This window comes from Terrisphaera buseokensis (assembly GCF_047521145.2).
Lineage (GTDB): Bacteria > Verrucomicrobiota > Verrucomicrobiia > Opitutales > Opitutaceae > ER46.
In genome coordinates, this window is record NZ_CM134186.1 from 2,151,683 (window position 1) to 2,174,800 (window position 23,118).

At 64.9% G+C, this 23,118-nt stretch carries 18 protein-coding genes and 1 tRNA gene; 10 read left to right on the top strand and 9 right to left on the bottom strand.

What is annotated here, in order from left to right; genetic code table 11:
- Positions 1 to 14: 14 nt before the first annotated feature.
- Complete coding sequence (locus ACLJEU_RS07860) at positions 15 to 794, bottom strand: hypothetical protein (RefSeq protein ID WP_414662634.1); 780 nt, start codon at positions 792 to 794, stop codon at positions 15 to 17.
- Between ACLJEU_RS07860 and ACLJEU_RS07865 the strand changes: the two genes are divergently transcribed.
- The 3 genes from ACLJEU_RS07865 (at position 720) to ACLJEU_RS07875 (ending at position 3,186) form a co-directional block, all read left to right on the top strand.
- The gene (locus tag ACLJEU_RS07865; protein ID WP_414662056.1) at positions 720 to 1,604 is read left to right on the top strand and encodes a LysR family transcriptional regulator; all 885 of its coding nucleotides are present in this window, start codon (positions 720 to 722) and stop codon (positions 1,602 to 1,604) included. The two genes, ACLJEU_RS07860 and ACLJEU_RS07865, sit on opposite strands and share 75 nt — an antisense overlap.
- A gap of 90 nt (positions 1,605 to 1,694) precedes the next feature.
- Entirely contained in the window at positions 1,695 to 2,489 is a 795-nt protein-coding gene (locus ACLJEU_RS07870; protein WP_414662057.1) for a 3-keto-disaccharide hydrolase, read from the top strand.
- A gap of 313 nt (positions 2,490 to 2,802) precedes the next feature.
- On the top strand, positions 2,803 to 3,186 hold the full coding sequence (locus ACLJEU_RS07875) for a hypothetical protein (RefSeq protein ID WP_414662058.1): 384 nt from the start codon (positions 2,803 to 2,805) through the stop codon (positions 3,184 to 3,186).
- Between the two features lie 32 nt (positions 3,187 to 3,218).
- Here the strand turns inward: ACLJEU_RS07875 and ACLJEU_RS07880 are convergent, their stop codons facing one another.
- A complete protein-coding gene (locus ACLJEU_RS07880) occupies positions 3,219 to 4,199 on the bottom strand; it encodes a hypothetical protein (RefSeq protein ID WP_457795358.1) in 981 nt (326 codons plus the stop codon).
- Positions 4,200 to 4,261: 62 nt separating this feature from the next.
- On the opposite strand from ACLJEU_RS07880, the gene ACLJEU_RS07885 reads away from it, so the two are divergent.
- The 6 genes from ACLJEU_RS07885 to ACLJEU_RS07910 all read left to right on the top strand — a co-directional run bounded on the left by ACLJEU_RS07885 (position 4,262) and on the right by ACLJEU_RS07910 (position 15,797).
- Positions 4,262 to 5,056, top strand: coding sequence for an RNA polymerase sigma factor (locus ACLJEU_RS07885; protein WP_457795359.1), 795 nt, complete (start codon positions 4,262 to 4,264; stop codon positions 5,054 to 5,056).
- On the top strand, positions 5,053 to 6,072 hold the full coding sequence (locus tag ACLJEU_RS07890) for a FecR family protein (RefSeq protein WP_414662061.1): 1,020 nt from the start codon (positions 5,053 to 5,055) through the stop codon (positions 6,070 to 6,072). Before ACLJEU_RS07885 ends, ACLJEU_RS07890 begins: the two co-directional genes overlap by 4 nt.
- Before the next feature lie 73 nt (positions 6,073 to 6,145).
- On the top strand, positions 6,146 to 9,412 hold the full coding sequence (locus tag ACLJEU_RS07895; RefSeq protein WP_414662062.1) for a TonB-dependent receptor: 3,267 nt from the start codon (positions 6,146 to 6,148) through the stop codon (positions 9,410 to 9,412).
- Positions 9,413 to 9,537: 125 nt separating this feature from the next.
- Positions 9,538 to 12,633: a TonB-dependent receptor plug domain-containing protein gene (locus ACLJEU_RS07900; protein WP_414662063.1), complete on the top strand. Its 3,096-nt coding sequence runs from the start codon at positions 9,538 to 9,540 to the stop codon at positions 12,631 to 12,633.
- Between the two features lie 26 nt (positions 12,634 to 12,659).
- The gene (locus ACLJEU_RS07905) at positions 12,660 to 14,180 is read left to right on the top strand and encodes a sulfatase (protein ID WP_414662064.1); all 1,521 of its coding nucleotides are present in this window, start codon (positions 12,660 to 12,662) and stop codon (positions 14,178 to 14,180) included.
- A 102-nt stretch (positions 14,181 to 14,282) separates the two neighbouring features.
- On the top strand, positions 14,283 to 15,797 hold the full coding sequence (locus tag ACLJEU_RS07910; RefSeq protein ID WP_457795360.1) for a sulfatase: 1,515 nt from the start codon (positions 14,283 to 14,285) through the stop codon (positions 15,795 to 15,797).
- A 128-nt stretch (positions 15,798 to 15,925) separates the two neighbouring features.
- Here the strand turns inward: ACLJEU_RS07910 and ilvB are convergent, their stop codons facing one another.
- Positions 15,926 to 17,704, bottom strand: a complete 1,779-nt coding sequence (gene ilvB, locus ACLJEU_RS07915; protein WP_414662065.1) for a biosynthetic-type acetolactate synthase large subunit — start codon at positions 17,702 to 17,704, stop codon at positions 15,926 to 15,928.
- A 209-nt stretch (positions 17,705 to 17,913) separates the two neighbouring features.
- Between ilvB and ACLJEU_RS07920 the strand changes: the two genes are divergently transcribed.
- Positions 17,914 to 18,708, top strand: coding sequence for a TIGR00282 family metallophosphoesterase (locus ACLJEU_RS07920; RefSeq protein ID WP_414662066.1), 795 nt, complete (start codon positions 17,914 to 17,916; stop codon positions 18,706 to 18,708).
- Between the two features lie 88 nt (positions 18,709 to 18,796).
- On the opposite strand, the gene ACLJEU_RS07925 is transcribed toward ACLJEU_RS07920, so the two are convergent.
- From ACLJEU_RS07925 to ACLJEU_RS07950, 6 genes are all read right to left on the bottom strand, one after another.
- Positions 18,797 to 19,777 (bottom strand): acetyl-CoA carboxylase carboxyltransferase subunit alpha, encoded by a 981-nt coding sequence (locus ACLJEU_RS07925; RefSeq protein WP_414662067.1) that lies wholly within the window; start codon positions 19,775 to 19,777, stop codon positions 18,797 to 18,799.
- Between the two features lie 179 nt (positions 19,778 to 19,956).
- Complete coding sequence (locus ACLJEU_RS07930; protein WP_414662068.1) at positions 19,957 to 20,337, bottom strand: hypothetical protein; 381 nt, start codon at positions 20,335 to 20,337, stop codon at positions 19,957 to 19,959.
- A gap of 43 nt (positions 20,338 to 20,380) precedes the next feature.
- Positions 20,381 to 21,484 (bottom strand): tRNA preQ1(34) S-adenosylmethionine ribosyltransferase-isomerase QueA, encoded by a 1,104-nt coding sequence (gene queA, locus ACLJEU_RS07935; protein WP_414662069.1) that lies wholly within the window; start codon positions 21,482 to 21,484, stop codon positions 20,381 to 20,383.
- 31 nt (positions 21,485 to 21,515) lie between these two features.
- A tRNA-Thr gene (locus ACLJEU_RS07940) sits at positions 21,516 to 21,591 on the bottom strand.
- Between the two features lie 88 nt (positions 21,592 to 21,679).
- Positions 21,680 to 22,093: a response regulator gene (locus ACLJEU_RS07945; RefSeq protein WP_414662070.1), complete on the bottom strand. Its 414-nt coding sequence runs from the start codon at positions 22,091 to 22,093 to the stop codon at positions 21,680 to 21,682.
- A gap of 168 nt (positions 22,094 to 22,261) precedes the next feature.
- Positions 22,262 to 22,906, bottom strand: a complete 645-nt coding sequence (locus ACLJEU_RS07950; protein ID WP_414662071.1) for an LON peptidase substrate-binding domain-containing protein — start codon at positions 22,904 to 22,906, stop codon at positions 22,262 to 22,264.
- Positions 22,907 to 23,118: the final 212 nt, after the last annotated feature.

The window sequence follows — 23,118 nt, forward strand, 5'->3', positions numbered from 1 at the left end:
CCGGTTCAGATCCTTCAGGTGTTTCGAATCCGGGAGGCTTTGCTCGGCTTCGATTTCCTCAGTTCCTCGAGCGTTTTCAACCGTTTGGGATCGAGCTCAAACTCCCGTACGAGCCGGTCGGTGACATCGACGCGCTGCGACTCCGGGACTCCTTTTAGCGCCGTCCCGTCCCACTTCGAAACCAGCTGCGTCACGCCCATCTCTCGCTGGATTGCCGGAATCTGTTCCTTCAAGGCGGCCATCGCATCGTCGGCCGGCGCGGTGCCGAACACCTGTTGGTGGGAGCGTTCCTGCGCGGCTGCGATCTGTGCGCTCAGCTCCCTCACTTTCGCTGCATCTCCTGCCGCCTGCGCGGCTTTGCCGGCCGCAAGGGTCGCATTCCGGGTTTGAGTCTCCGCCGCGCTCCAGAAATGCGCGTAGGCCAGCGCGCGTGAATCGTACACGCCCACGCGCTCCACCGCTGCGACCCGGGACGAAGATTCTGCTGCGAAGGCTGACACTCCTGCCAGCGTGACCGCCAGTCCGAGTAAGCTGGCCCAGGGAAGTGATGGCTTCATGTGAAATGTGGTTTGAGGTGTGACGCCAGTATCGCGGATTCCGGTCCGAACCGTGAATCGATAATTTCGATTCAGTCCATCGCGGCACACGATGCCGGCCCGGGGATTGCACCCTTCGCCCCGCCCTGCTGTGCTGCCGGCGATCTCGTTTGTCACCGACGCATGCTCAATCCGCATCACCTCGAGCTTTTTTATTACGTCGCGCGACACCGCGGCATCAGCCGGGCCGTGCGTCACATGCCCTATGGGATTCAGCAACCCGGGCTCAGCGGGCAGCTCCTGCAGTTGGAAAAGCAACTCGGCACCAAACTTTTTCTGCGCACGCCCTTTGCCCTCACGCCGGAAGGCGAGGCGCTGTATGGATTCGTTCGTCCCTTCTTCGAGCAGCTCGATGCCATGGAGCATCAGCTGCGCACCGGATTCGGACCGCAGCTCCGACTGGGTGCCGCGGAGCCCGTGTTGCGGGACCACCTGCCCGCCGTGCTGCGCGAGGTGCAGCGCGCGCATCCGGCGTTGCGGCTGCAGCTTCGTTCCGGCTACCAGCCGGAATTCGAATCGTGGCTGCTCGACCGCGAGATCGATCTCGCGGTCACTGCCCTCGATCGCCGGCCCGCTCCCGGTCTGTCCCGCCAGCTGCTCGCCCGCCTCCCGCTCGTGCTGCTTGTGCCGAAGCGATCACCGCTGCGCGATGCCGCCTCGCTCTGGGCGCGCCCCGCGTTCAACGAACCGCTTATCTCGATCCGGGAAAGCGAGACCATCAGCCGTCACTTTCAACGCGGCCTCGTTCGTTACCGCCGCGCGTGGACGCCGTCGATTGTCGCCAGCTCGCTTGAAACCGTCGCTCAGTTTGTCGCCGACGGTTACGGCCTGGGCGTGGGTCTCGCCGGCACTGCGCTCCATCGCAACGTGCGCGCGCTGCCGCTCGACGATTTTCCCGTCGTGGAAATTGTCGCGCTGTGGCTCGGTCGCCCGTCGCCGGTGGTCACTGCCGCGCTGGACGCCATGCGCACCTACGCCGCGGCCCGCTGGCCGGTTGCCGGCAGTTGAACCCGCCCTACGACCCGATTCGTTTGCCGCACCCCGCCCAAGGTAAGGGTGGATTCCAGCGCCAATCAGCGCATCGTCACGTCCACCCCTATGCACCTCCTTCGCGTTTTCCTCTTCTCGCTTTGCTGCCTGCGTGCTGTCGCGCAGGACGGCTTCGTCCCTCTCTTCAACGGCAAGGATCTCACCGGCTGGGACGGCGAGCCCGGCCTCTGGACCGTGGAAGACGGCGTCATTGTCGGCACCAGCGAAGTCGGCCGCCCGAAGACCAACTCGTTTCTGATTTGGAAAGGCACGGCCAGGGATTTCGAATTGCGCGCCACGATCCGCATTATCGGAGACAATAATTCCGGCATCCAGTATCGCAGCCGCCGCCTGCCCGAGATCACACCATGGACAATTCTTGGCTACCAGTGCGACGTCCACCCGGTCGACGTTCACACGGCGATGACCTATGAGGAACGCGGCCGCGGCATCTTCGGCTACAACGGCGTCGACGTCGTCATGGATCCGACGGGCCAGCGCTGGCAGGTGGGGGAACGCCCGCGTGTGACCGCGGATCTTTCGCAATGGAACGAGTTCACGGTCATCGCTCGCGGCAATCGGCTCGAGCACAAGATCAACGGCCGGACCACGTCGGTCTTCGTCGATCACGACGAGAAGAACCGCGCCCTTGCCGGACTCATCGCCATCCAGCTCCACGCCGGTACTCCGCACAAAACCTACGTGAAACAAATTCTGCTGAAGACGCTCGATGACGGTCCGGTTCTCCGCTTCGACGAAGCCGCCCTGCCTGCCGGCGCGAAGAAGATCGACAAGCCCAAGGTCGTCAGCGCGCAGGGCAAGAATCCACCGGCGAAAAAAGCGGGCGCGCCGGCAGCGAAGTAGTCGCGACCGCGTTTCCAGGATCAATTCCAACGGGGGCTGCCTGTTACTTGATAGAAGAGACCCTGCGGGAGCGCCGTCAACGCCTCGTAGCTCGCAAGGAACTTCACGCCACGTTTCTTTCCTGAGAGGCCGCGCCTCGCGCACGTGGGCGCTAACATGTAACAGGCAGACCCCGCGGCTTCCTCCGCGCTCGCGCACGATCGCGATGACGTTCGGACTGAAGAAGGGCATTGATTTTCGGCCCGGCGGTTTTCAGTAATCGAACATCAGCCCCCGCGATATCTTTACCTTCTTTGTCGGCCAAGGCCTGTGGGTGTGGCTCCACGCCGCGATGGGCGGCGCTTTTCTGACGCTGGCCGCCGTGCTGTGGTACATGGTGATCGATCCCAAAGGGCCGGGCGGTGGAGCGTTCCTGGCGTTCCTCGGCTTCTGTGTCGCATGGGCTGTGCTGCTGCTGCTTTCCACCGTCGTCGCCGTACTCTGGGCTCGGACCTCCCAGCTGCATTGGGCCCTGTGGATTGCGCTGATCCTGGGCCTGTGGATCGCGGTCGGGCTGTTGTGGACCTTTCTCTTCATGGCCTCGGATCCCAACTATCCCCATCGCCTGCTTCCGGGGCGGATCAGCTTCGGCGCGCTGACGGTTGCGATTTATCTCGGCAATCTCGCCATGCTTGCCCGGGTCCGCGGCGGCGGGTGATGACTCGGCCAGTTTGAAACGGAAGGGCCCCGTTAGCCGACCCCGTGCGAGGTGCGCGCCTTTCGGGCGTCTTCATTAAACTTCGTTCCGCCGGGGTTCGAATCGGCACCGGACCGTTCTGCTGGCGGCCAAGGACGGGCGGTTGAATTTCCGGGCGACGCCTCCGGATTGAGCGGAGTGAAGTTGAACCACAGATACGGATTCGTGCGCAGGAGAGCCTCCACGCCGCGAAGGACCAATTGGAAATGGGCCCGGGCCCGATCGAGATTCTCTTCTTTGGTGCCGGCGTCCGGCTCGAACACCGGGAAGCCGTGGACTTCGGAGTGGCCGGGTTCCGCGGGCACGCTGACGCAAAACGTCACGGGACGCTGAAACATGATTCCCAGATGATAAATCGTAAACGGGAACCAGCGCGGCACGCCGAGGAATACGAAAGCTTCCAGTTTGGCGCTGTAGCCAACGCGGTCGCACTTCATGGCGATGGACTCGCCTGATTCCACGGCCTGCTTGAGGGCGAACAGCAGATTCTCCTTTTCGTTCACCCAGATGAAGGTCACGCCCGCGTTCCGCTGCGCGGCGAGCTGGCGCAGGTTGGCCGGATCGCCGAGCCGATAGCGGACCATCTGGACGCGGCGGCGATAGCGGCCGAGAAAAAAGCCGAGCAAGTCGGAGTTGCCCACGTGAAAGGATCCCAGCAGCGCCGGCCGGCCGGATTCCATCAGCGCGGTAAAATCCCGACAGTCGGGCAGCGATCGACAGTGGTGCTCCCTGCCTTCCGTCACGACGAGCCGCAGCAGATGCATCTGCGCGAAGGTCAGGAAATGCCGCCGGATTTCCCGCCACGAAGGCGGTCGGCCGAGAATTGCCGTGAGGTAGCTTCGCGAATGTCGGCGCGGCTCGCGAAAAATAATCACCGCGACCCATACGCCCAGCTGCAGCACCAGGGAGAACACGGGTGCAGGCAGCCAGCGCTCTGCCGTCCGCAACAGGAAGTGCGCGGAGGTTGTTTCCAAGTGGAAGACCGGAGGGCGTGCGGAAGGCGCCGCGATCGCGCGCGGCCCAGGCAGCGGTGGTCGTGGCCGGTTCATCGGGAAGGCTTGAGCGGAGTTGGACCCGGAGGTTCCGGCCTCAGCGGCAACAATTCTCACCGGCACAGCTTAGCAGCCTGAAATCACGTCCCGTATGGGGTCTGCACCTTCCCTCAGGCCGCGGAGTCCTTGCCGATGCCGTACTCCGGGCTTGTGCCGATTTCGGATCGTGTCCAATCGTCCGCCGCGTGGAATCGCCCCATTCCGAGCAAAGCCAGTGGTTCGTCGCCGAGGTGCAGCCGCACGAGGCGCACCTTCGAAACTGGCTGGGTGCGCGTTTTCCTTCCCTGGTGGATCGCGACGATTTGGTGCAGGAAAGTTTTTTGCGCGTGCTGAAGGCGCGCGCGGCGGGACCGATTGCGAACGTGCGCGCGTTCTTGTTTACCACGGCGCGCAACCTGGCGCTCAATCATCTGCGCGATCGGCGTCACTCCCATCCGACGGGAGTGGGGGAAACAGATCCGGCGGGTGTCTTGGATGGTCAGGCGGACACCTCGGAAGCGGTTGCCCGCCGCCAGGAGCTCGAACTCTTGCAGGAAGCCCTCCAGTCGCTGCCGGACCGTTGTCGCGAAGTGTTCACGCTGCGCCGCATCCATGGATTGTCGCAGAAGGAAATCGCCGCGCGGCTCGGCATCGCGGAGAAGACCGTGGAGAACCACAGCCTGCTGGCGTTGCGGCGCTGCGTGGAGTTCTTTCGGGAACGGAACGTCCCGGTTCGTCCGGGCGAGTCCAGGCCGCCGGTGGCGTCGGAGTTCCAGCCGACGAAAGGCGATCCGACATGAACGAGGCCGCGTTTTCAAATGCAGGTGAATCATCCGAGCGCGTTGCAGCCCGGTGGGCGCTGCGTTGTGCCGACGGGCTGTCGCGCCGTGACGAGGCCGCGTTGGCGCAATGGCTCGCCGCCGATCCGGGCCACGCGCGGCTGTTGGCCGACTATCGGGGGGCTTGGGGCCGCTTCGAGCCCCTGGCTGCCGCCACGCTCGCCGGGATCGATGCGGACGGACGTCGTGCGCTGCGCGAGGACCGCCCGCGCGCCTGGCGCTGGGTCTGGCCCGCAGTGACGGCGATGGCGGCCGCGATCGTGATCGTGTTTTACCGGGCGCCGGATGTTCCCACGGCGGTCGCGCACCTCGCCGCCGCGGAGGCCCGGCTCCCGCCCCCCTGTGAACAGCAGACGTTGCCCGACGGCACCGTCGTCGAGCTCAACCGCGGCGCGGAACTGGCAGTGGAGTTTTCCGCGGCGATCCGGCGTGTGCGGCTGATCCGCGGCGAAGCGAGTTTCGCCGTCGCGAAGAATCCGCAGCGGCCGTTCGTGGTGGTTGCCGACGGCGTCGAAGCGCGCGCCATCGGCACCGCCTTCAACGTGAGTCACGGCGGCGGCGGCGTGGAGGTGCTCGTCACGGAAGGCACCGTCAAGGTTGATAATCCCGGATCCGTTGCGTCGGCTCCCGTGGAGTCCTTCGTGTTGAACGCCGGCCAGCAGGTGGCGGTGGGGGCGGGAACAGCGGCAGGACACTCCGCGGTGACCACGCTGACGCCGGCGCAGGTGCAGGCTCGGCTGCGGTGGCAGCCGCGTTTGCTGGAATTCGACGACGCGCCGCTCGCGGAAATCGTGCGCGCCTTCAATCAGCGAAATCCCGTTGAGCTCGTGATTGGTGATCCCGCGCTCGCGGCGCAGCGCATGACCGCGACGTTTCGGTCCGACAACGTGGAGAGTTTTGTCCGACTGCTCGAAACCAACTACGGGATTCGGCTGAGGCGCGGGCCGGACGGCCTCCTGCGGTTGAGCCGGCGGTGACGTGCCGGCGCGATTTTGTTTTGGGGGATTCAGCCGCGCCGCGGGTCTTTGGGGCGTAAACCCACCGCACGTTGTGATTCCGCTCCTCCTCTTCGTCCTGTCGTTCCGCCGTCGCCACGCTCGCCCCTTCCTCTTCGCCGTTGCGTGCGGCCTGGCCGTCGGGGCCGAACCGGTCAGGATTCGCTTTGACCTGCCGTCCGGCGACGCGCGGCCGATGCTGCGGGAATTCGCCACTCAGGCGAAGCGCGAGATCGTGTTTCCCGTGGGCTCGGTCGAGGGCGTGAAGTCCAACGCGGTCCGCGGCGAAATGACCCCGCAGGAAGCGGTTGACCAGATGCTGGCGGGGACCCCTCTGGTCGCTGTCGCCGACCCGCGCACGGGAGCGTTTGCCATCAAGAGGGACGCGTTCCCAAACGCACCCCGGGCGGCGCTCGAGACGGCCGCCGTCCGCCCGGGCCCAAAGGCCGTTCCCGCTGCTCCCGCAGAAACGCTGGTGCTGAGTCCGTTTGAGGTCAGCGAAGCGTCCGACAAGGGCTACGGTGCGCTCAATTCGAATTCCATCACCCGCTTCAATGTGGAACTGGAGAAGATGCCGGTGTCGGCGGACATCCTGAACGAGTCGTTCATGACCGATGTGGGCGCGACGGGCGTCGAAAGCCTGCTGCGTGAATATGCGGCGGGTGCCGGGAGCTACGGCGGCGATCCCGCGGCCGTCGCGGGAGCGAACAACCCGATGGATCGTTTCGACACCAACCTGTCGCTGCGCGGCATGGGCGCGCCCACGGTGCAGCGCGATGCCTTCATGCCGGCGCGCGCTGCGAGCACCAGCATGGGCTTCACGACGAATTTCGACATCGAGCGCGTCGAGGTGATCAACGGGCCGCAATCGCTCCTCTACGGCTTTTCCGGTGCGGGCGGCGCCATCAACCTCGTGCCGAAGCAGGCGCGCTTCGGGCGCCCCGATCAGGGATCGTTTCGTTTCCAGGTCGACCAGTACGGTCACAAGCTGGGGCTGCTGGACGCCGGCGCTGCACGGAAGGACCTCGCCCTGCGCTTCGTCGCCACCCGCCAGACGCTCGGCAACCGCCGGGCGTTCATCGACGGTGATCTCGACGGCCTCTATGGCCAGCTCGCCTGGCGGATTCTCGGTCACACCACGGTGCGTATCAGCGAAGGCTATACGAACTACGTCCGCCTCTACCAGAATCTCACGACGCTCACCGCGCTGAGCAACGCCAACGACGCCCGCAACGGACTCAGCCTGCGGTATCTCCTCGCGACCAACCAGATTGCCGCCGCCGCCAATGGCCAGCCGAGCGGCGCCGGTGTGATCGGCAACGGCACGCTGAACTGGGACAACGTCGATTCGACGGCGGGCCGCTTCTTCACCGACTTCACCCGGGCGCACAATCACGCCGTGACCGTCGACTCGGTGTGGAGCCGCCACTTCTCGACCCAGCTCGCCCTGGGTTACGCGGACAACAAGGCCTCGCGCTTCGCCAACGGCCTGGCGCAGTTCGTGGCGCCCAACGTCGCGGCCAATCCCACCGGCACCTGGGCGGTGGCACCGACCACCGTCAGTCTCGTCGGCCACACCCGCGCCAAGGCGCTGCGGTTTTCCGGCGTGCTGACCCACGGCCTTTTCGGCGGCCGCGCCCAGAGCCAGACGGCGTTCGGGGCCGACTACACGCGCACGGTGTTCAATCGCGTTTCACGCAGCTACGCCCTCGCCGGTGCCGACGGAAACGCGTTGGTCAATCCGAGCCCCACCGCGGCGGCCAACGGCTTCACCCTCCTCGCCCGGACCTACTGGGCCGTTCCCAACGGCCCGCAGCGCGACATCGGGACGTTTGAACCCGGGGCGCGGACGATCGCGTATGCGGGATCCAATTACACCGAGGTGGGGACCAACGAACCGGTGCCCGCGCTGGTGTCCGCGTCCAACCCTCTGGGCCTGACTGGCCGCGGCCAGAATGCGCGCAACAACAACGACACGGGCATCAAGGGCGTCTATGCGGCGAATTTCATCACCTGGCTCGACGGGCGGCTGACGACGCTCGCCGGGCTGCGCGCGGGTGAGGTGCACGCGGTCCGCGATGACTTCGGCACCGTGGCGGTGCCGAGTGTCCGCAACATCGCGGACACCACGGCAGTGAGCTTCAACCTCGGCGCGAACTTTGCCGTGCGCGACGGCGTGCGGCCGTACGTGAGTTTCTCCGACTCGCTGACGCCGCCGGCCGCGGTGCGGACCGATCCGTACGGCGAACCGCAGGGCAATTCGCGCGGCACCGGCGGGGAGGTCGGCGTGAAGTTTTCGAATCTCCGCCGCACGATCTCCGGCTCGGTCGCCTGGTTCCTCGCAAATTCCTCGAACGAGGGCTATCAGATCATCGGTGCGCTGCCGGCGTTGATCAACCCGGACGGACTCAACGGCGAGGATCGCAATCCCGACAGCTCGATCACGGTCAAACGGCGCTCCAGCGGCGTGCAGGTTGCTGCGACCGCCGCCCTGCGCGACAACTGGCGCGTGCGGCTTTCGGCCTCGCACTTCAACAGCGTCATCGCGACGGACAAGAGCTACCGGCAATACTACAACGACCAGTTCCACGCGAATGCGCAGGGTCAGGTCACCTACCGCGATGGCACGCCCGTATATGTCAGCTCCACCGCGACGCAGGTGGTCAGCGCGACGACCGCGGCCGCCGTGCCACTGACGATTGCGATGATGAACACGGCGGGCAACCGCTACTACGCCAATCCGGCGCCGGAGACGGCCCGCATCAATCCTGCCTCGGGCGCGGCGACGGTTCTCCGCACGGTCGATCCGGTGCATGGGCCGATCCTCACCGGTGCCACCGGGCTGCCGATTTCAGCGCTGCAGATTGCTCCGCTCGCCGAGGCGCCGCCGATCGGCAACGTCGTGGTATCGCGGGCCGGCGACCTGGCGACGGGCAATCCGAAGTACAGCGCGAACCTGACGGCCATCCACACCTTCACTGTGGGATGGCTGCGTGGCGTGCGCATCGGCGGGACGGCGGCCAAGTCCTGGACCGTGACCGCGTATCCCTACTATGAGGGCGGTGCGTCGGTGGCCAAGCCCCGGCGGATGTTCATGATGCCGCGTCCGGTACGTTTCGACGGCATCCTCGGCTACGAACGGCGGCTCGGCCGCTATAGCTTTTCGACCCAGCTCAATGTCTCCAATCTTTTCAATCGCTACGACGTCGTGTTGCTCCCGAGTGCAACCACCGGCTTCGGCGGCGCCCGCGGCTCCGGCATCGGGGCCACGTTCAATGCCGAGCCAAGGATGTACGTATGGTCGGCGACCGTGGGCTTTTGACGCTGCGGTTCAACGATCGCATTCAGGCTGCGGCCGCGGCGTTGGCGCGTTTCCAATGGCCGTTCGCAACACCCCTTGCGTCTCAGGCCCGCGACGACGCAGAATTCAGCGCCCCCTCCCCCCCCATGAGACTATCCCCTGCCGACTGCGTCGGCTTAGCCTGCGCCCTTGTCACGGCTCTCGGCCTCGCGTCCGGCGCGTTGTCCGCCCAGACCGCCCCGCTCACGCCGGTGACGCCGATGACGCCAGCGTCGGCCAGTCCGGTCGTCGAGCTGAGTCCGTTCACCGTCAACACGTCCAAGGATCTGGGATACACCGCGGAGAACACCCTGGCCGGCAGCCGGCTCAACGCGCGGCTGCGCGACACCGCAGGCTCGGTGTCGGTGTTTACGAAGGAGTTCCTCGACGACCTCGCGATCACGGACATCGCGCAGTTGCTCGACTACACCGTGAACTCGGAGATGGACACGAATGCCTGGCAGGCGGGGTCCGGCCAGAATCCCTCCATCACCGGCGAAAATCTGCTGAACCGGACAATCATCCGGGGGCTCGCGGCGAGCCAGGGCATGGACTACTTCATGGCGATCACGAATGGCGATCCCTACCGGGTGGGGCGCTTTGACGACACCCGCGGGCCCAACAGCATCCTGTTTGGCATTGGAGCGCCCGGAGGCCTGCTCAACCAGTCGTCCAAGGTCGCCCGCACGCACGGGAACAGTGCGTCGATTCGCTACGGCTTCGGCTCCTGGGAGCGCAGCCGGATCGAACTCGATGCGAACCGCGTCCTGCTGAAGGACAAGCTGGCGCTGTCGATCGCGGCCCTCGACCAGGAGAATGGCGGATGGCGGCAGTTCGATTTTCAGGACAAGGAGCGGATCTTCGGCGCCATCACGTTTCGGCCGCATCGCTCGCTCACGTTGCAGGCGATGGGCGAGACCGGACGCGATGCGAGCGCTGTGATGAAGACGATGCCGCCCTCGGACGAGGTGCTGGCCTGGTACGACAACCGCACGGCGCGCGGCGTGGATGCCGTCACCGTTGCGCCGACGACGGCCGCACCCACCGCGGCGCTCGTGGCCCTCGGGATCACGGCGCGCAACGGCACTTCGGGCGGTCAGAACCGGCGCGCGACGTTCGTCGAGAACAACGGGACCATCTTCGATGCCATCGGCACGTATCTGACCGGCACCTACAACAACGCCGCGGTGCGCGCGCCGGACGGGACGCGGGGTGTCACGGGATCCGGCCTCGTGCTCAACGATCCCGCCTTCTATCCACGCTGGGCCAACGCCGGTGGTCCGGGCATGTCGCGCCAGCAGAAGTTGTACAACTACACGCTCTCAGCCGACTGGCAGCCCACGCGGAACTGGGTCTTCAATGCCGCGCACCACTACCAGCAGACGACGTTGACCAGCCGCATTCTCGTGGGAACCGATCCGACGTTGCGCGGCGATCCCAATCGCACGCTCGGGCTGAACGGACCGGCCAATCCGTTTGCCGGCCGCCTCTACTTCGACGGGAACTGGCGCGGCGACATTCATTATGGCGACTTTCGCGAGTCGCGGCTGGCGGGCACCTACACCCTCGACACGAAATCCCGCTGGTGGGGACGGCACCGGCTGGCCGGGGCGGCGTCCCGTTCCCAGCAGGTTGATGACCACGCGCTTTCCTGGCTGTCGTTGGTGGGCCGGCCGTTCAACGCGCAGGTCAGCAATGCGAACAATCGGATCGCGGTGCGGAATTATGTCACCGAGGGCGATTACGGAACGTATCGCGTCGGCGACTGGCGCAGCGTGCCGTCAAAGTTCACGTTCGGCGGCCGTACCTTCGATCTCGCTTTTGCCAACGACGTCGCGGGCGCGAACAACAGTGGGATGGCGCAGGGCATGGACTCGCTGTTGGGCGTGGTGCAGAGCTACCTGTTGCGGGACCGGCTGGTCACCACAGTCGGATACCGGCGCGACGACGTGAAGATCACGCAGTTTGGCTACTACGACGATCCGATCATGGGGGACTCGACCGACCGCGATCCGGCCAAGGCGACGGTGACGAAGCTCAAGGCCAGTACATGGAGTGTTGGCGGAGTCTGGCATCTCACCGACTGGTTCTCCCTCATCGCAAACACGTCTTCGAATGTCGGCGTGCCACCGCTGGCGCGCACGGTGTTTCCGCTTGGCAACCTCGCGCCGCTTTCAAAAGGGAAGGGGCGCGACTACGGCATCGGCCTGGATTTGCTCGAGGGCCGGTTGAGCGCGCGCTTCGTTTATTTCACCGCGGAGGAACAGGGCCGGATCACGAGCGCGGGTTTGGGCGGTGCTCCCGCGCGCAACTCCCGCGTGATGGAGGCGTATGCCGGCGTGCTCGTCGGGCCGGGTCGGACGTATTCGACCTCGGAGTGGGCGCCGATCCTGAAGGCTTCGACGCCGCCGGCGAACGCGATCGCGTCCGACTTCACCTCGGAAGGCTACGAGGCGCGGATTACCGCCAACCTGACCAGCAACTGGCGGCTCGTGGCGAACTACTCGTACACCGATTCCGGCCGGACCAATCTGGCGACCGAGCTCATCGATTGGTACGGGCTGAAGGCGGCGGACGGCGTGCGCCTCGTGCAGGGCGTGAAGCAGGACACCAGCGGCCGCTTCGTGGTGGATCCGGCGGCCTTCGCCGCGAACGGCACTGTGGCCAAGTGGATCGAACTGGGCGGCAAGGCGCCCGCGGCGAACCCCTCGACCCTAGTAACCGACTCCGCCGGCACCACGGTGGCCCAGGAGATTTTCAATCTGGTCGACACGCTCAACGACGAGAAGGAACTGCAGGAAAAGCGCTGGGGGGTGCGTCCACACAAGATCAGCCTCTTCACCGCGTACGATTTCAAGACGGGGCGGTTGAAGGGCATCACGATCGGCGGCGGCTGGCGCTGGCGCAGTGCCAACGTGATTGGCTCCGACGCGCAGGGGCGCGAGATCACCGGCCGGGAGATCGCGGCGGCCGATTTCATGCTCGGCTACAGCTGGAAATTCGAGCGGCTGCCCGGGCGTTTCCGCGTTCAAATGAATGTGTCCAATCTGCTCGACCAGACTGACATCATCCCGGTGCGTCTTTCCACTTCGGATACGGCACCCGACGGCTTCGTCCTGCCCGGTGGTCGCGGCGTTGCCTACAGCCGCTACGATCTCGTCCCGCCGCGGGAGGTTCGCTTCACCACCACGTATTCCTTCTGAGCTCATGCCCGCCTGCTGAAATCCTCATGCGTCATCCCGTCCTCGCCTGCTTGCTGCTCGTTGCCTGCGTCGCGCCCCCGGCGCGGGCCGCCGACACCGCCCGCCCCAACATCCTCTTCATCATCGCCGATGATCTGAACGACTGGGTCGGGTTTCTCCGCGGCCATCCGCAAACGCGGACCCCGAACCTGGACCGGCTCGCGGCCCGCGGCGTGGTTTTTGCCAACGCGAACTGCGCCTCGCCGCTGTGCCAGCCGTCGCGGGCGGCGGTATTCAGCGGACGCCATCCCTTCCGTTCCGGTGCCTACGGCAACGATGACGACATCCGGCGCACCGCGCCCCAGCTCGTGCTGTTGCCCCAGCAGCTGCGGGCGGCCGGCTACCGGACGCTCGGCACCGGGAAACTGCTGCACCAGAAGCGAGCCGATCTCTTCGACGAGTCGTTTTTTCCCGAGCAGCGATGGAGTCCTTTTGAACCCGACCAGACCTCGTACACGCTCGACGAACTGCCGTCGAAGGTGACCGACGACCCGCGGCACCTCGTGGATCTGGGCGGCGGGCGCAAGGTCACGCTGCCGTTGAACCGCATGCCGAGTGATCGGCGGCCGAAGGATCCGGGCGGCGAGTCGTTTGACTGGGGCGGGGTCGACGTCACCGATGCGGAGATGGGCGATGCGCAGATCGCGGCGTGGGCGGTCGAACGACTGAAGGCCCCTGTGGAAAAGCCCTTCTTCCTCGGCGTGGGCTTCTATCGTCCGCACATCCCGCTGTTCGCGCCGGCGGCGTACTTCAAACCCTTTCCCGTCGGTGCGACCACACTCCCGCCCAACCTCGCGAATGATTTGGCGGACTTGCCCGAGACCGGACGGAAGATTGCGACCGACGCCGTGACGGCCGGCTCGCACGAAAGCGTGGTGAAGTATCGGCAGTGGCAGGCGGCCGTCGCGGCCTATCTGGCGTGTGTCCATTTTGTGGATGCGCAGGTCGGCCGGCTGCTCGACGCCCTCGATTCCGGGCCGCACGCGAAGAACACGATCATCGTGTTCTTCGGTGACCACGGCTGGCACCTCGGCGAGAAACAACACTGGGGCAAACTCACCGGCTGGGAGCGCTCGGTGCGCGTGCCGCTCGTGATTGCCCCGGCGGCGCGGGATCGGGCGCAGTACGCGGTCGGCCGGGCGTCGGCGCAGCCCGTTTCGCTCCTTGATCTCTATCCGACGCTGCTTGAGTACAGCGGAACGCCGGCACCGAAGAACGCCCTCGACGGACAATCGCTGCTGCCGCTCCTGCGGGCGCCGCAGACCAAGACCGGCCGCGCCGTGATCAGCACGGTGGATCGGATCCATTTCAGCGTGCGCGACGAACGCTGGCGTTATCTGCGTTACGCGGATGGCGGCGAGGAGTTGTACGATCTGCTGGCCGACCCCAACGAGTGGACCAACCTGGCCGGGAAGCCCGAGCATGCCGGCACCCGCGCGCGCCTCGCGGCCGAGCTGCCGCACGATCCCGTCCCTCCCGCCACGGTGGCGCCGAGGAAAAAGAAATGAGTGCGGCAAGCGTCCCGCCGGAAATCCGCGCCGTCGCCGGTCGTGTCGTGAACGTTCCAGCGCCGTTTGAGTGAGCGAACGCCGTTCCAAGTTTCTTTGTCTATGAACCTCTCTTGTCCTCTCCGGGCCTTTCGTTGGCTGCCGGTGCTTGCCGCGCTAATCGGCGGGTCGCTACCGGCGCTGCGTTCTGCCGAACGACTCAATGTGCTTTTGATCGTGAGCGACGACCTCACGGCTTGCCTGGGGAGCTATGGCAACGCCGTGTGTCGTACGCCGAATCTCGATCGCCTGGCGGCCCAGGGTGTCCGCTTCACGCGCGCCTACTGCCAGAATCCCGTGTGCGGACCGTCACGGGCGTCGTTCATGAGCGGACTGTATCCGGAACAGAATGGCGTTACCGGCAACAACTACACCTACGGCAGCTATCGCGTGCTCACGCCGTCGCTGGCGGAGCACCCAAGCATCGGCGGGCTGCTGCGGCGCAACGGCTATGTTTCGATGCGGGTGGGGAAGATTTTTCACATGGGCATTCCGGGCGGAATCGAGGCCGGTGACCCGGGTGGCGACGACCCCGACTCCTGGGACCGGGCCTTCAATGTGATGGCGCCGGAGACCGCCAGTCCGGGTGAGCTCGAGGATATTTCGCCGCGGCCGGCCGCCTACGGCACGCGGTTCGCGCGCGTCATCGTGCCGGACGGCCAGGAAACGACGCAGGCGGACTACCTCGCGGCCTCGCAGGCGATTGCGATCCTCGAGACGCGCAGCCGGGTCCGTGTATCCGACGATCGGCGACAGCTGCGTCCGACGGATCCGTTATTTCTCGCGGTCGGACTGATCCGGCCGCACGTCCCGGCGGTGGCGCCGAAGCGACTGTTCGATCATTATCCGCCCGAGCGAATCGCGCTGCCTCGCGTGCCGCCGGGCGATCTCGATGACGTGCCGGCGCCGGCGGCCGAGATGCGCAACGACGCGCGCTACGGGATGGACGAGCGTCAGCAGCGCCAGGCGATCGCGGCGTACTACGCGAGCGTGGAGTTCATGGACGAACAGGTCGGGCGTCTGCTGGGCGCGCTCGATCGGCTGAAGTTGCGCGAGCGGACGATCGTGATCTTTACGTCGGACCACGGCTTCCATCTGGGCGAACACACGCTCTGGCAGAAGACGACGCTCTTTGAGGAGAGCCTGCGCGTGCCGCTGCTGGTGTCGGCTCCCGGCTTCCAAGCGACGGCGGGCGCGCACTCCGATGCCTTGGTGGAGCTCACCGATCTCTATCCGACCATCGCCGATCTCGCGGGTTTGCGCGATCGGACGCCGGCCAATCTTGTGGGCCGCAGCCTGCGCCCGCTGCTGCTCAATCCCGGCGCCACGGGCGAGCGCGAGTTCGCCTATTCCGTCAACAGCCGCGGTGGTCGTTCGTTGCGCAACCTCCGCTGGCGCTACAACAGCTGGGGCGAGGCCGGTGAGGAGCTCTACGATCTCGAGCAGGATCCGCGGCAGTTCACGAACCTGGCCGGCAATCCGGCGCACGCAGCGACCCTGGCCGTGATGCGGGCCGCGCTGGACCGGAAACGCCAGGCGATCGGTCCGGCACCCGGAGGCCGGCCACGGGCCAAGTAGGTGGGGTTAGTGGCGCCGCTGCGTGCGCTGCGACGGCGCCGGGCCGGGACGCGGTGCGCATTGCCGCCCAACAAAAAGCCCGAGCACTTGGCCCGGGCTTTGAAATCAGTGACGCGAAGGCTGCGCGCTTACTTCAGCAGCATGTCCTTCACCGTGCGACCCGCCGGGATCATCGGCAGCACGTGTTCGGTGTAGGGGACGATGACGTCGAGGACGTACGGACCGTCGTGATCGAGCATCTCCTGGATTGCGGCCTTGAGCTCGCTCTTGAGGTGCACGCGCCGGCCCTTGACGCCGAAGCCCTCGGCGATCTGGACGAAGTTCGGATAAAGACCGGCGAGGTTGTCGGGACTGCCGACGTTCGTCTCGTCGCCGAGAATGGTGTTGCCGCGGACACTGCCGTAGAAGCGATCTTCCCATTGCACGACCATGCCGAGGTGCTGGTTGTTCAGGATCATCGCCTTCGCGCCAATCTTCTCAATGTGGCAGGTGGCGAGCTCCTGGATGTTCATCATGAACGAGCCGTCGCCATCGATGTCGATGACCTGCTTGTCCGGGCAGGCGACCTTGGCTCCCATCGCCGCAGGGTAGCCGAAGCCCATCGCGCCGAGACCGAGCGAGCTGATGTAGCGGCGCGGTTCGTTGAAACGATAGAACTGCGCGGCCCACATCTGGTGCTGACCGACGCCGGTCGTGATGATGGCGTCACCCTTGGTCAACTCGTACAGCACCTTTACCGCTTCCTGCGGGACGATGTGCTTGCTTTCCTCATACGCGAATGGGTGCTCCTTCTTCCACGCCGCGATCTGCGTGTGCCAGGCCTGGGTGTCCGGCGGCGAGAATTTCGCGGCCTTCGCGAGTTCGTTCAGGCGCGTGAGCGCAAACTTGATGTCGCTCGTGATCGGCAGCTGGACGCGCTTGTTCTTGTTGTGTTCGGACGCGTCGATGTCGATGTGCACAATCTTCGCCTTCGCGGCGAAGTGATCGGTGTTGCCCGTGATGCGATCGTCGAAGCGGGCGCCGAAACAAAGCAGCAGGTCCGATTGGTCGACCGCCCAGTTGCCATACGCGGAACCGTGCATGCCGAACCACTGCATGGACAGCGGGTGGGTCTCGGGGAAGCCGCCCACGCCCATCAGCGTCGTCGCGACGGGAACGTTGGTCGCCTCGGCAAACGCCTTCAGCTCCTGGTGCGCCTCGGCGGAGATGATGCCGCCGCCGGTGTAGAGCACGGGCCGTTTCGCTTCCGCGATGAGCGCCAGCACCTGTTTCAATTCCGCGTCGGACGCGTGCTGCGTCGCGGTGGCATACGTGCTGCGGAATTCCACAGCGGTGGGATACACCGGTTGAAATTTTTTCTGCTGCACGTCCTTCGGAATATCGATCACGACCGGACCGGGCCGGCCGCTGCGGGCGAGGTGAAACGCCTCCTTGAAGATCCGCGGCAGGTCGCTCGCGTCCATCACGAGGTAGGAGTGCTTCACGATCGGCAGCGTCATGCCGTAGAAGTCCGTCTCCTGAAACGCCATTTTCCCGATGTACTTCGAGAACACCTGGCCGGTGATCGCGACCATGGGGATCGAGTCCATGAAAGCGTCGGCGATGGCTGAAACGAGATTGGTCGCGCCGGGGCCGCTCGTCGCCATGCACACGCCGACTTTGCCGGTGACGCGCGCGTAGCCTTCAGCGGCAAACGAGCCGCCCTGTTCGTGGCGCGGCAGGATCACCCGGATCTTGTCCGTGCGGGCCAGCGACTGATGCAATTCCTGAGACGCGCCGCCCGGATAGGCGAAGACGACGTCTACACCCTCGCGGATCAGGCACTCGACGACGCAGTCGGAGCCCTTCATTTCGCGGCCGATCTCGGCCTTTGGAAACGCAGCGGGTGAGGTTGTGTCTTTTTTCATGGCTATGCTTTGACGAAACAGCCGGATAGCAAAAACCGGCGCCGCACCTGCTGGCAAGCCCGGGCTTGCCCGAGTGCGCGATCACTTGGTGCCGCAATTCGCGCCGTAGGCGTCAGGCGAGGCCCGACAAGGTGGGTCCAGATCAACGCTTTCAGAGGCGTGCGCACAAAAATGTTGGCGCACGCCCGCGGCCGGCGCAGGTTGGCGCGATGCTCAAATTGCTCTTCATCGGTGATATCGTCGGCCGGCCGGGCCGCGACATTCTCGCCGATCGACTGCCCCGGATCCGCACGGAGCGAAGCATCGATTTCGTCATCGCCAACGGCGAGAACGCCGCGGCGGGCGCTGGCATCACGGGATCGATCGCGAAATCGATTCTGGAGAGCGGGGTCGACGCCATCACGCTGGGTGATCACGTCTGGGATCAGCGTGGGTGGGAAAATGAAATCGGTCAGATGGAGCGGGTGTGCCGTCCGGCCAATCTGCCTAAATCCTGCCCTGGCTGGGATCACCTGATCATCGAAGCGCGCGGCTTTCGCGTGGCGGTGTTTACCGTCCTCGGCCGTACGTTTATGAATGTGAAGGCGGAGTGTCCGTTCCTCGCGGCCGATCGGATGATCGAGCAGCTGCGCGCGCAGGCCGATGCCATCATTGTCGAGATTCACGCCGAGGCCACGTCGGAGAAGCAGGCCCTTGGCTGGCACCTCGATGGTCGCGTGACCGCTGTCCTCGGCACCCACACCCACGTGCCGACCGCGGACGCGGCTGTCCTGCCGAAGGGGACGGCGTTCATCTGTGATGTTGGCATGACCGGTCCGTATGCGAGCGTGCTCGGTCGCGAAGTGGCCCCGGTCGTAGAACGTTTCATCGACGGCATGCCGCGGCGGTTCGATGTCGCCACGGGTGATGTGCGTCTGTCCGGGGCGTTGATCGAGATCAGCGCGTCGAAAGCGAGCGCGCAAAAAATCGAACTCCTGACCGTGCGGATGGGGCAAAACGGCTGAGACCCGCGCCGGTTTGCGATCGATAGGGTAGGGCGGGGCTGTTAAAGCGGTGCCCGCCGACCGCGCAAAGGTAGCCCGGCGAATCGTATCAGGACCGGATTGCGCCGGCTTCCTCGTAAACACCCAGATGGCGGAAGCGCTCGTAGCGGGCGTCGACCAGCTTGTCAGTGTCGAGGGCGCGCAGATCGTTGAGATGTTTCTGCAGGATGTACTTCAGCGCGCTGGCGGACTGCTTCAAATCGTTGTGAGCGCCGCCGAGGGGCTCGGGGATGATCTCGTCGACCACGCCGAGCTTCTCGAGGTGATCGGCGCTGACTTTCAACGCCTCGGCGGCCTTCGGCGCCGCAGCGCTATCCTTCCAGAGAATCGCTGCGCAACCCTCGGGTGAAATGACGGAGTAGTAGCTGTTCTCGAAAATCAGCACACGGTCGGTGACGCCAATGCCCAGGGCGCCGCCGGAGCCGCCTTCGCCCACCACAATGGAAATCGACGGGGTACGGAGCATCGCCATTTCGCGCAGATTGACGGCAATGGCTTCCGACACGTGCCGGGCCTCGGATTCGATGCCGGGAAACGCGCCGGGGGTGTCGATGAACGTGAGCACGGGCAGGCGAAACTTTTCCGCCATGCGCATCAAGCGCAGCGCCTTCCGGTAACCTTCCGGCTGAGGCATGCCGAAATTGCGCAGAATACGTTCCTTAGGGTCACGGCCCTTTTGTTGGGCTACGATCATCACGGCATCGCCGTTGAAGAAGGCTGTCCCGCCGATGATGGCGCGGTCGTCATTGTACTGCCGGTCGCCATGAAACTCCTGAAAATCCTCGCAGATGACGCCGATGTAATCGAGTGCGTACGGACGCTTCGGATGCCGAGCGATCTGCACCTTCTGCCACGGGGTCAGGTTGGAGTAGATGTCGCGCTGGGTGATCTCGATCTTGCGTTCGATCGCGCGAATCTCACCCGCGACATCGACGTTGGTCTCGATCGACCGCTGGCGCAGGTCGTCGAGTTGCCGAGTCAGCTCGCGCAGCGGTTTTTCAAACTCCAACACGTAGGCCGGGGTTTCCATAGGAATAGATCGCGGAGGTTACGGATACGCTGCAACCGCTGTCAACGGGTCCGCGAACCGATCGTGGAGTCTGTGCGTAACGACACTCACTGTCGCCAGACAAAGGGCATTGGGGTGGTCGTCGAATGTGCAAGACCGGAGCGCGAGCCTCGCGCCCGCATCAGGCACACGTGCCGCGGTTACAGCGACGTCGGTTCGTTCGCCGCGGGATTCTTTAGCTGTTCCTTCCAGCTTTGAATCTTGGCTTGGGCGCCGAAATGCTCGGCGCGGGCCTTGTCGCCCCGTTCCATCCAGATCCGCGAGAGCGTGGTGTTGATGAACAGATCGGCCGGCTGCAGCGCGTGGGCGCGCTCTCCGGCGGCGAGCGCGGCATCGAGCTGGCGCAGCGAAAAATTTACCTCGGCGAGTGCATGCCAGGCCTCGAACGACGTCGGCGCGACGTTCGTGGCGCGGGCCAGCTTTTCCAGCGCGCCCGCGCTGTCGCCGATCGCATAGTCGGCGGTGGCGTCTTCAATCAGCGATTGCAGCTCGTCGGTGGTCACAGCCCGCACAGTGCGCACGCGCGTACAAAAGGAAAGGCCGGGGTTCGTGCGCGTTTCGACCCTAGAGGATCAGCATGGCGTCACCGTAACTAAAAAAACGATACTCTCTGGCGATGGCCTCCGCGTAAATTTCGCGAAACCACGCGATCCCGTCCGTCGAACCCGGCGCAAGAAACGCCGCGATGAGGCAAAGCAGGGTGGAGCGGGGCTGATGGAAGTTCGTGATCAGGGCGTCGACGCCCGCAAACGTCCGCGGCGGGTAGATGAAAAGCGCGGCCTCCCCGAGATACGTCCGATCACCGGCCAACGGCGTATCGTGGAGTGAAAGGAAATGTTCGATGGTCCGGACCGCCGTGGTGCCAACCGCCACGCGGCGGCCGCTGCGGGATGCAAAGAGCGCCCGTTGGGTCGTCGCTGGAATCTCACAGAGCTCCCGATGAATTGCATGCGCCTCCACCGTTTCAGTCGTGATCGGTTTGAAGGTGCCGAGGCCGACGTGGAGGGTGACATCGGCGGTGCCGACGCCGTCTGCGGCCAGTCGTGCGAGTAACTCCGGCGTGAAATGCAGACCGGCGGTGGGAGCCGCGACGGCCACCTGACGGTCGCGGGCAGCGTAGACCGTCTGATATCGCTCGCGATCCTGCGCGTGCCGTCCGGGTTGATCCGCGGCGGGAACTTCCTCGCGGGAAATGTAAGGCGGCAGCGGTACTTCGCCGCATGCGTTCGCCACTTCAACGACCGAGCGTCCGTCGTTCGTCTTAAATCGCACCGTGGCTGAGCCGTCATCGTCGCGGCCGACAATCTCTGCGGCAAATGCACCGGTGGCGTGGGCGAACGTGGCTCCGACGGGCAGGCGGCGTCCGGGCTTGATCAGACAACGCCACGTAAAGTCGTCACCGAGTGGGCGGAGCAGAAAGCATTCAACCTGGCCTCCGGTGGGACGGTGAGCGCGCAGGCGGGCAGGCAGGACGGCAGCGTTATTGCGAATCAGGGTGTCGCCGCTGCGCAGGTACTCCGGCAAATCGGCAAACGCGCGGTGGGCCAGGGTGCGCTTCGTGCGGTCGACCACCAGTAGTCGGGAGCGGTCACGCCGGTCAGCCGGGCTTTGCGCGATGAGATGCGGCGGCAGGACGTAATCGAAAAGGTCGGAGGCGAGCGGTGGCACGAAGGCATGGCTCGCGGCGGCGTCCGGGCGCTGGAGCCAACACCCGGATTTGAACCGGGGACCCACGCTTTACGAAAGCGTTGCTCTACCAGCTGAGCTATGTTGGCACGCGCGAGAGGAGCGGAAAAAACCCGTCGATGCTCCAAGCGCAAGCTCCATTTTCGGAGATTGGCGCGGATGCAGGAAAAACAAGGCCTAGGACTGCGCCGGCGTGACCGTTCCCGACGGGAGCGCCCGGTCAATTCCGGCCTGCAATTGCTCCCAGGTGAACGGCTTCATCACCGCGGCATGGGCACCGAGGCCGCGCGCGAGTTCGAGGCACTCCTGGCCCTGAATGTATTCTCCGCCGCCGGAAATCGCGACGATGCGCGTGCCGGGTTGCTGGCGACGAAAGGCTGCGATCAATTCGAACCCGTCGCCGTCCGGCATCACGACGTCGGTAATCACGAGGTCGAAGCGGTAGGTTTGCAGCAGTCTCGAGGCCTCTGTCGCACTGCCGGCGGTGATGACCGTGTGTCCCTGGCGTTGGAGCCACTCGACGAGGATCCGGCGAATGCCCTCCTCGTCGTCCGCGACGAGAATACAGAGAGTGGCGACAGCAGTGGTCATGGAACGAGAGGCGCGTACGATGGCGGTTGGGGTGAGCCCGGACGAGTGGGAAGTAGTGATTCGTGACGCAAAATTAAGTCAAAAGAAACGATCGCTCCGGCGCTGGTTCCGTGGGCGTCGGCAGCGGACCGCGACTGGTTCGCGTTGTTCCCCGGACCGTAGGGTTGGTCAGTTTCCCGCGATCAGATCGTCCGGCAGACTGCCCTGCAAAGTGCGACGCAACTTCAGCGACTCGATGTCGGCGCGCAGTCGGGCGCCGAACAGTTTGAGGCGACGGTGAACATCCAACGTCTCCAAGAGCTTTTGTTTCAGCGGCAAATCCTCGCACAGGCTGAAAGCCGCGATGTCGACGAACGCCTCGGGGTCGTCGACGGTCTTGAGGAATGACGTCATCTCTTTCGAGTCCGATGAGGCCAGTTTCAATTTGAGGCTCAACAGGCGGGCGAGTTCGCGGCGGAGTGCTTCGTTTTCATCGGCCGAGGCACCGGCGGCGCTGGTCAGCGCTCGAATTTGAATTCGCCGGTACGGTTCATCCCGGACGATCTTCACGATTTCCACCCTGCACAGGCCTTGGAGTAACAGATTGGAAGTGCCATTCTCGTTTTTCTGGCAGGCTCGGACGATTCCGACGCTGGCGATACGATGCGGCGGCTCGAAGACATTGGCGTCGGCCGAGGAGGCAACATCAAGTCCGGCCACCGCAAAGAGCCGGTTTGTCGCGAGACAATCGCGGAGCATCTGGCGGTAGCGTGGTTCGAAGATGTAGAGCGGCATCAACGCCTGGGGAAAAAAGGCCGTGTTGTGCAGGGTCATCACGGGCACTTCGTCCGGTAGCGTTATTTCCATTTCCATTGGCCGGGACCGTAGCCCGTGGTGGCACGATTTCAACTTTGTGACAGCGATTGTCTCACGTGTCGCGCTGGTGGCGCAGCGGTGTGACAATGTGGCGTGAATCCGCGTCGCACCGCGCATCGCTTTCGGATTCGGATAAGTTTTTAAAGATGCAGCACCAAGGCTTAAGGGAA

Bases quoted from the DNA above. Each gene is read 5' to 3' on its own strand.
- ACLJEU_RS07925 (WP_414662067.1), bottom strand. From the start codon at position 19,777: ATGGAAACCCCGGCCTACGTGTTGGAGTTTGAAAAACCGCTGCGCGAG.
- ACLJEU_RS07910 (WP_457795360.1), top strand. From the start codon at position 14,283: ATGAACCTCTCTTGTCCTCTCCGGGCCTTTCGTTGGCTGCCGGTGCTT.
- ACLJEU_RS07865 (WP_414662056.1), top strand. From the start codon at position 720: ATGCTCAATCCGCATCACCTCGAGCTTTTTTATTACGTCGCGCGACAC.
- ilvB (WP_414662065.1), bottom strand. From the start codon at position 17,704: ATGAAAAAAGACACAACCTCACCCGCTGCGTTTCCAAAGGCCGAGATC.
- ACLJEU_RS07950 (WP_414662071.1), bottom strand. From the start codon at position 22,906: ATGACCCTGCACAACACGGCCTTTTTTCCCCAGGCGTTGATGCCGCTC.
- ACLJEU_RS07890 (WP_414662061.1), top strand. From the start codon at position 5,053: ATGAACGAGGCCGCGTTTTCAAATGCAGGTGAATCATCCGAGCGCGTT.
- ACLJEU_RS07920 (WP_414662066.1), top strand. From the start codon at position 17,914: ATGCTCAAATTGCTCTTCATCGGTGATATCGTCGGCCGGCCGGGCCGC.
- ACLJEU_RS07905 (WP_414662064.1), top strand. From the start codon at position 12,660: ATGCGTCATCCCGTCCTCGCCTGCTTGCTGCTCGTTGCCTGCGTCGCG.
- ACLJEU_RS07870 (WP_414662057.1), top strand. From the start codon at position 1,695: ATGCACCTCCTTCGCGTTTTCCTCTTCTCGCTTTGCTGCCTGCGTGCT.
- ACLJEU_RS07945 (WP_414662070.1), bottom strand. From the start codon at position 22,093: ATGACCACTGCTGTCGCCACTCTCTGTATTCTCGTCGCGGACGACGAG.
- ACLJEU_RS07900 (WP_414662063.1), top strand. From the start codon at position 9,538: ATGAGACTATCCCCTGCCGACTGCGTCGGCTTAGCCTGCGCCCTTGTC.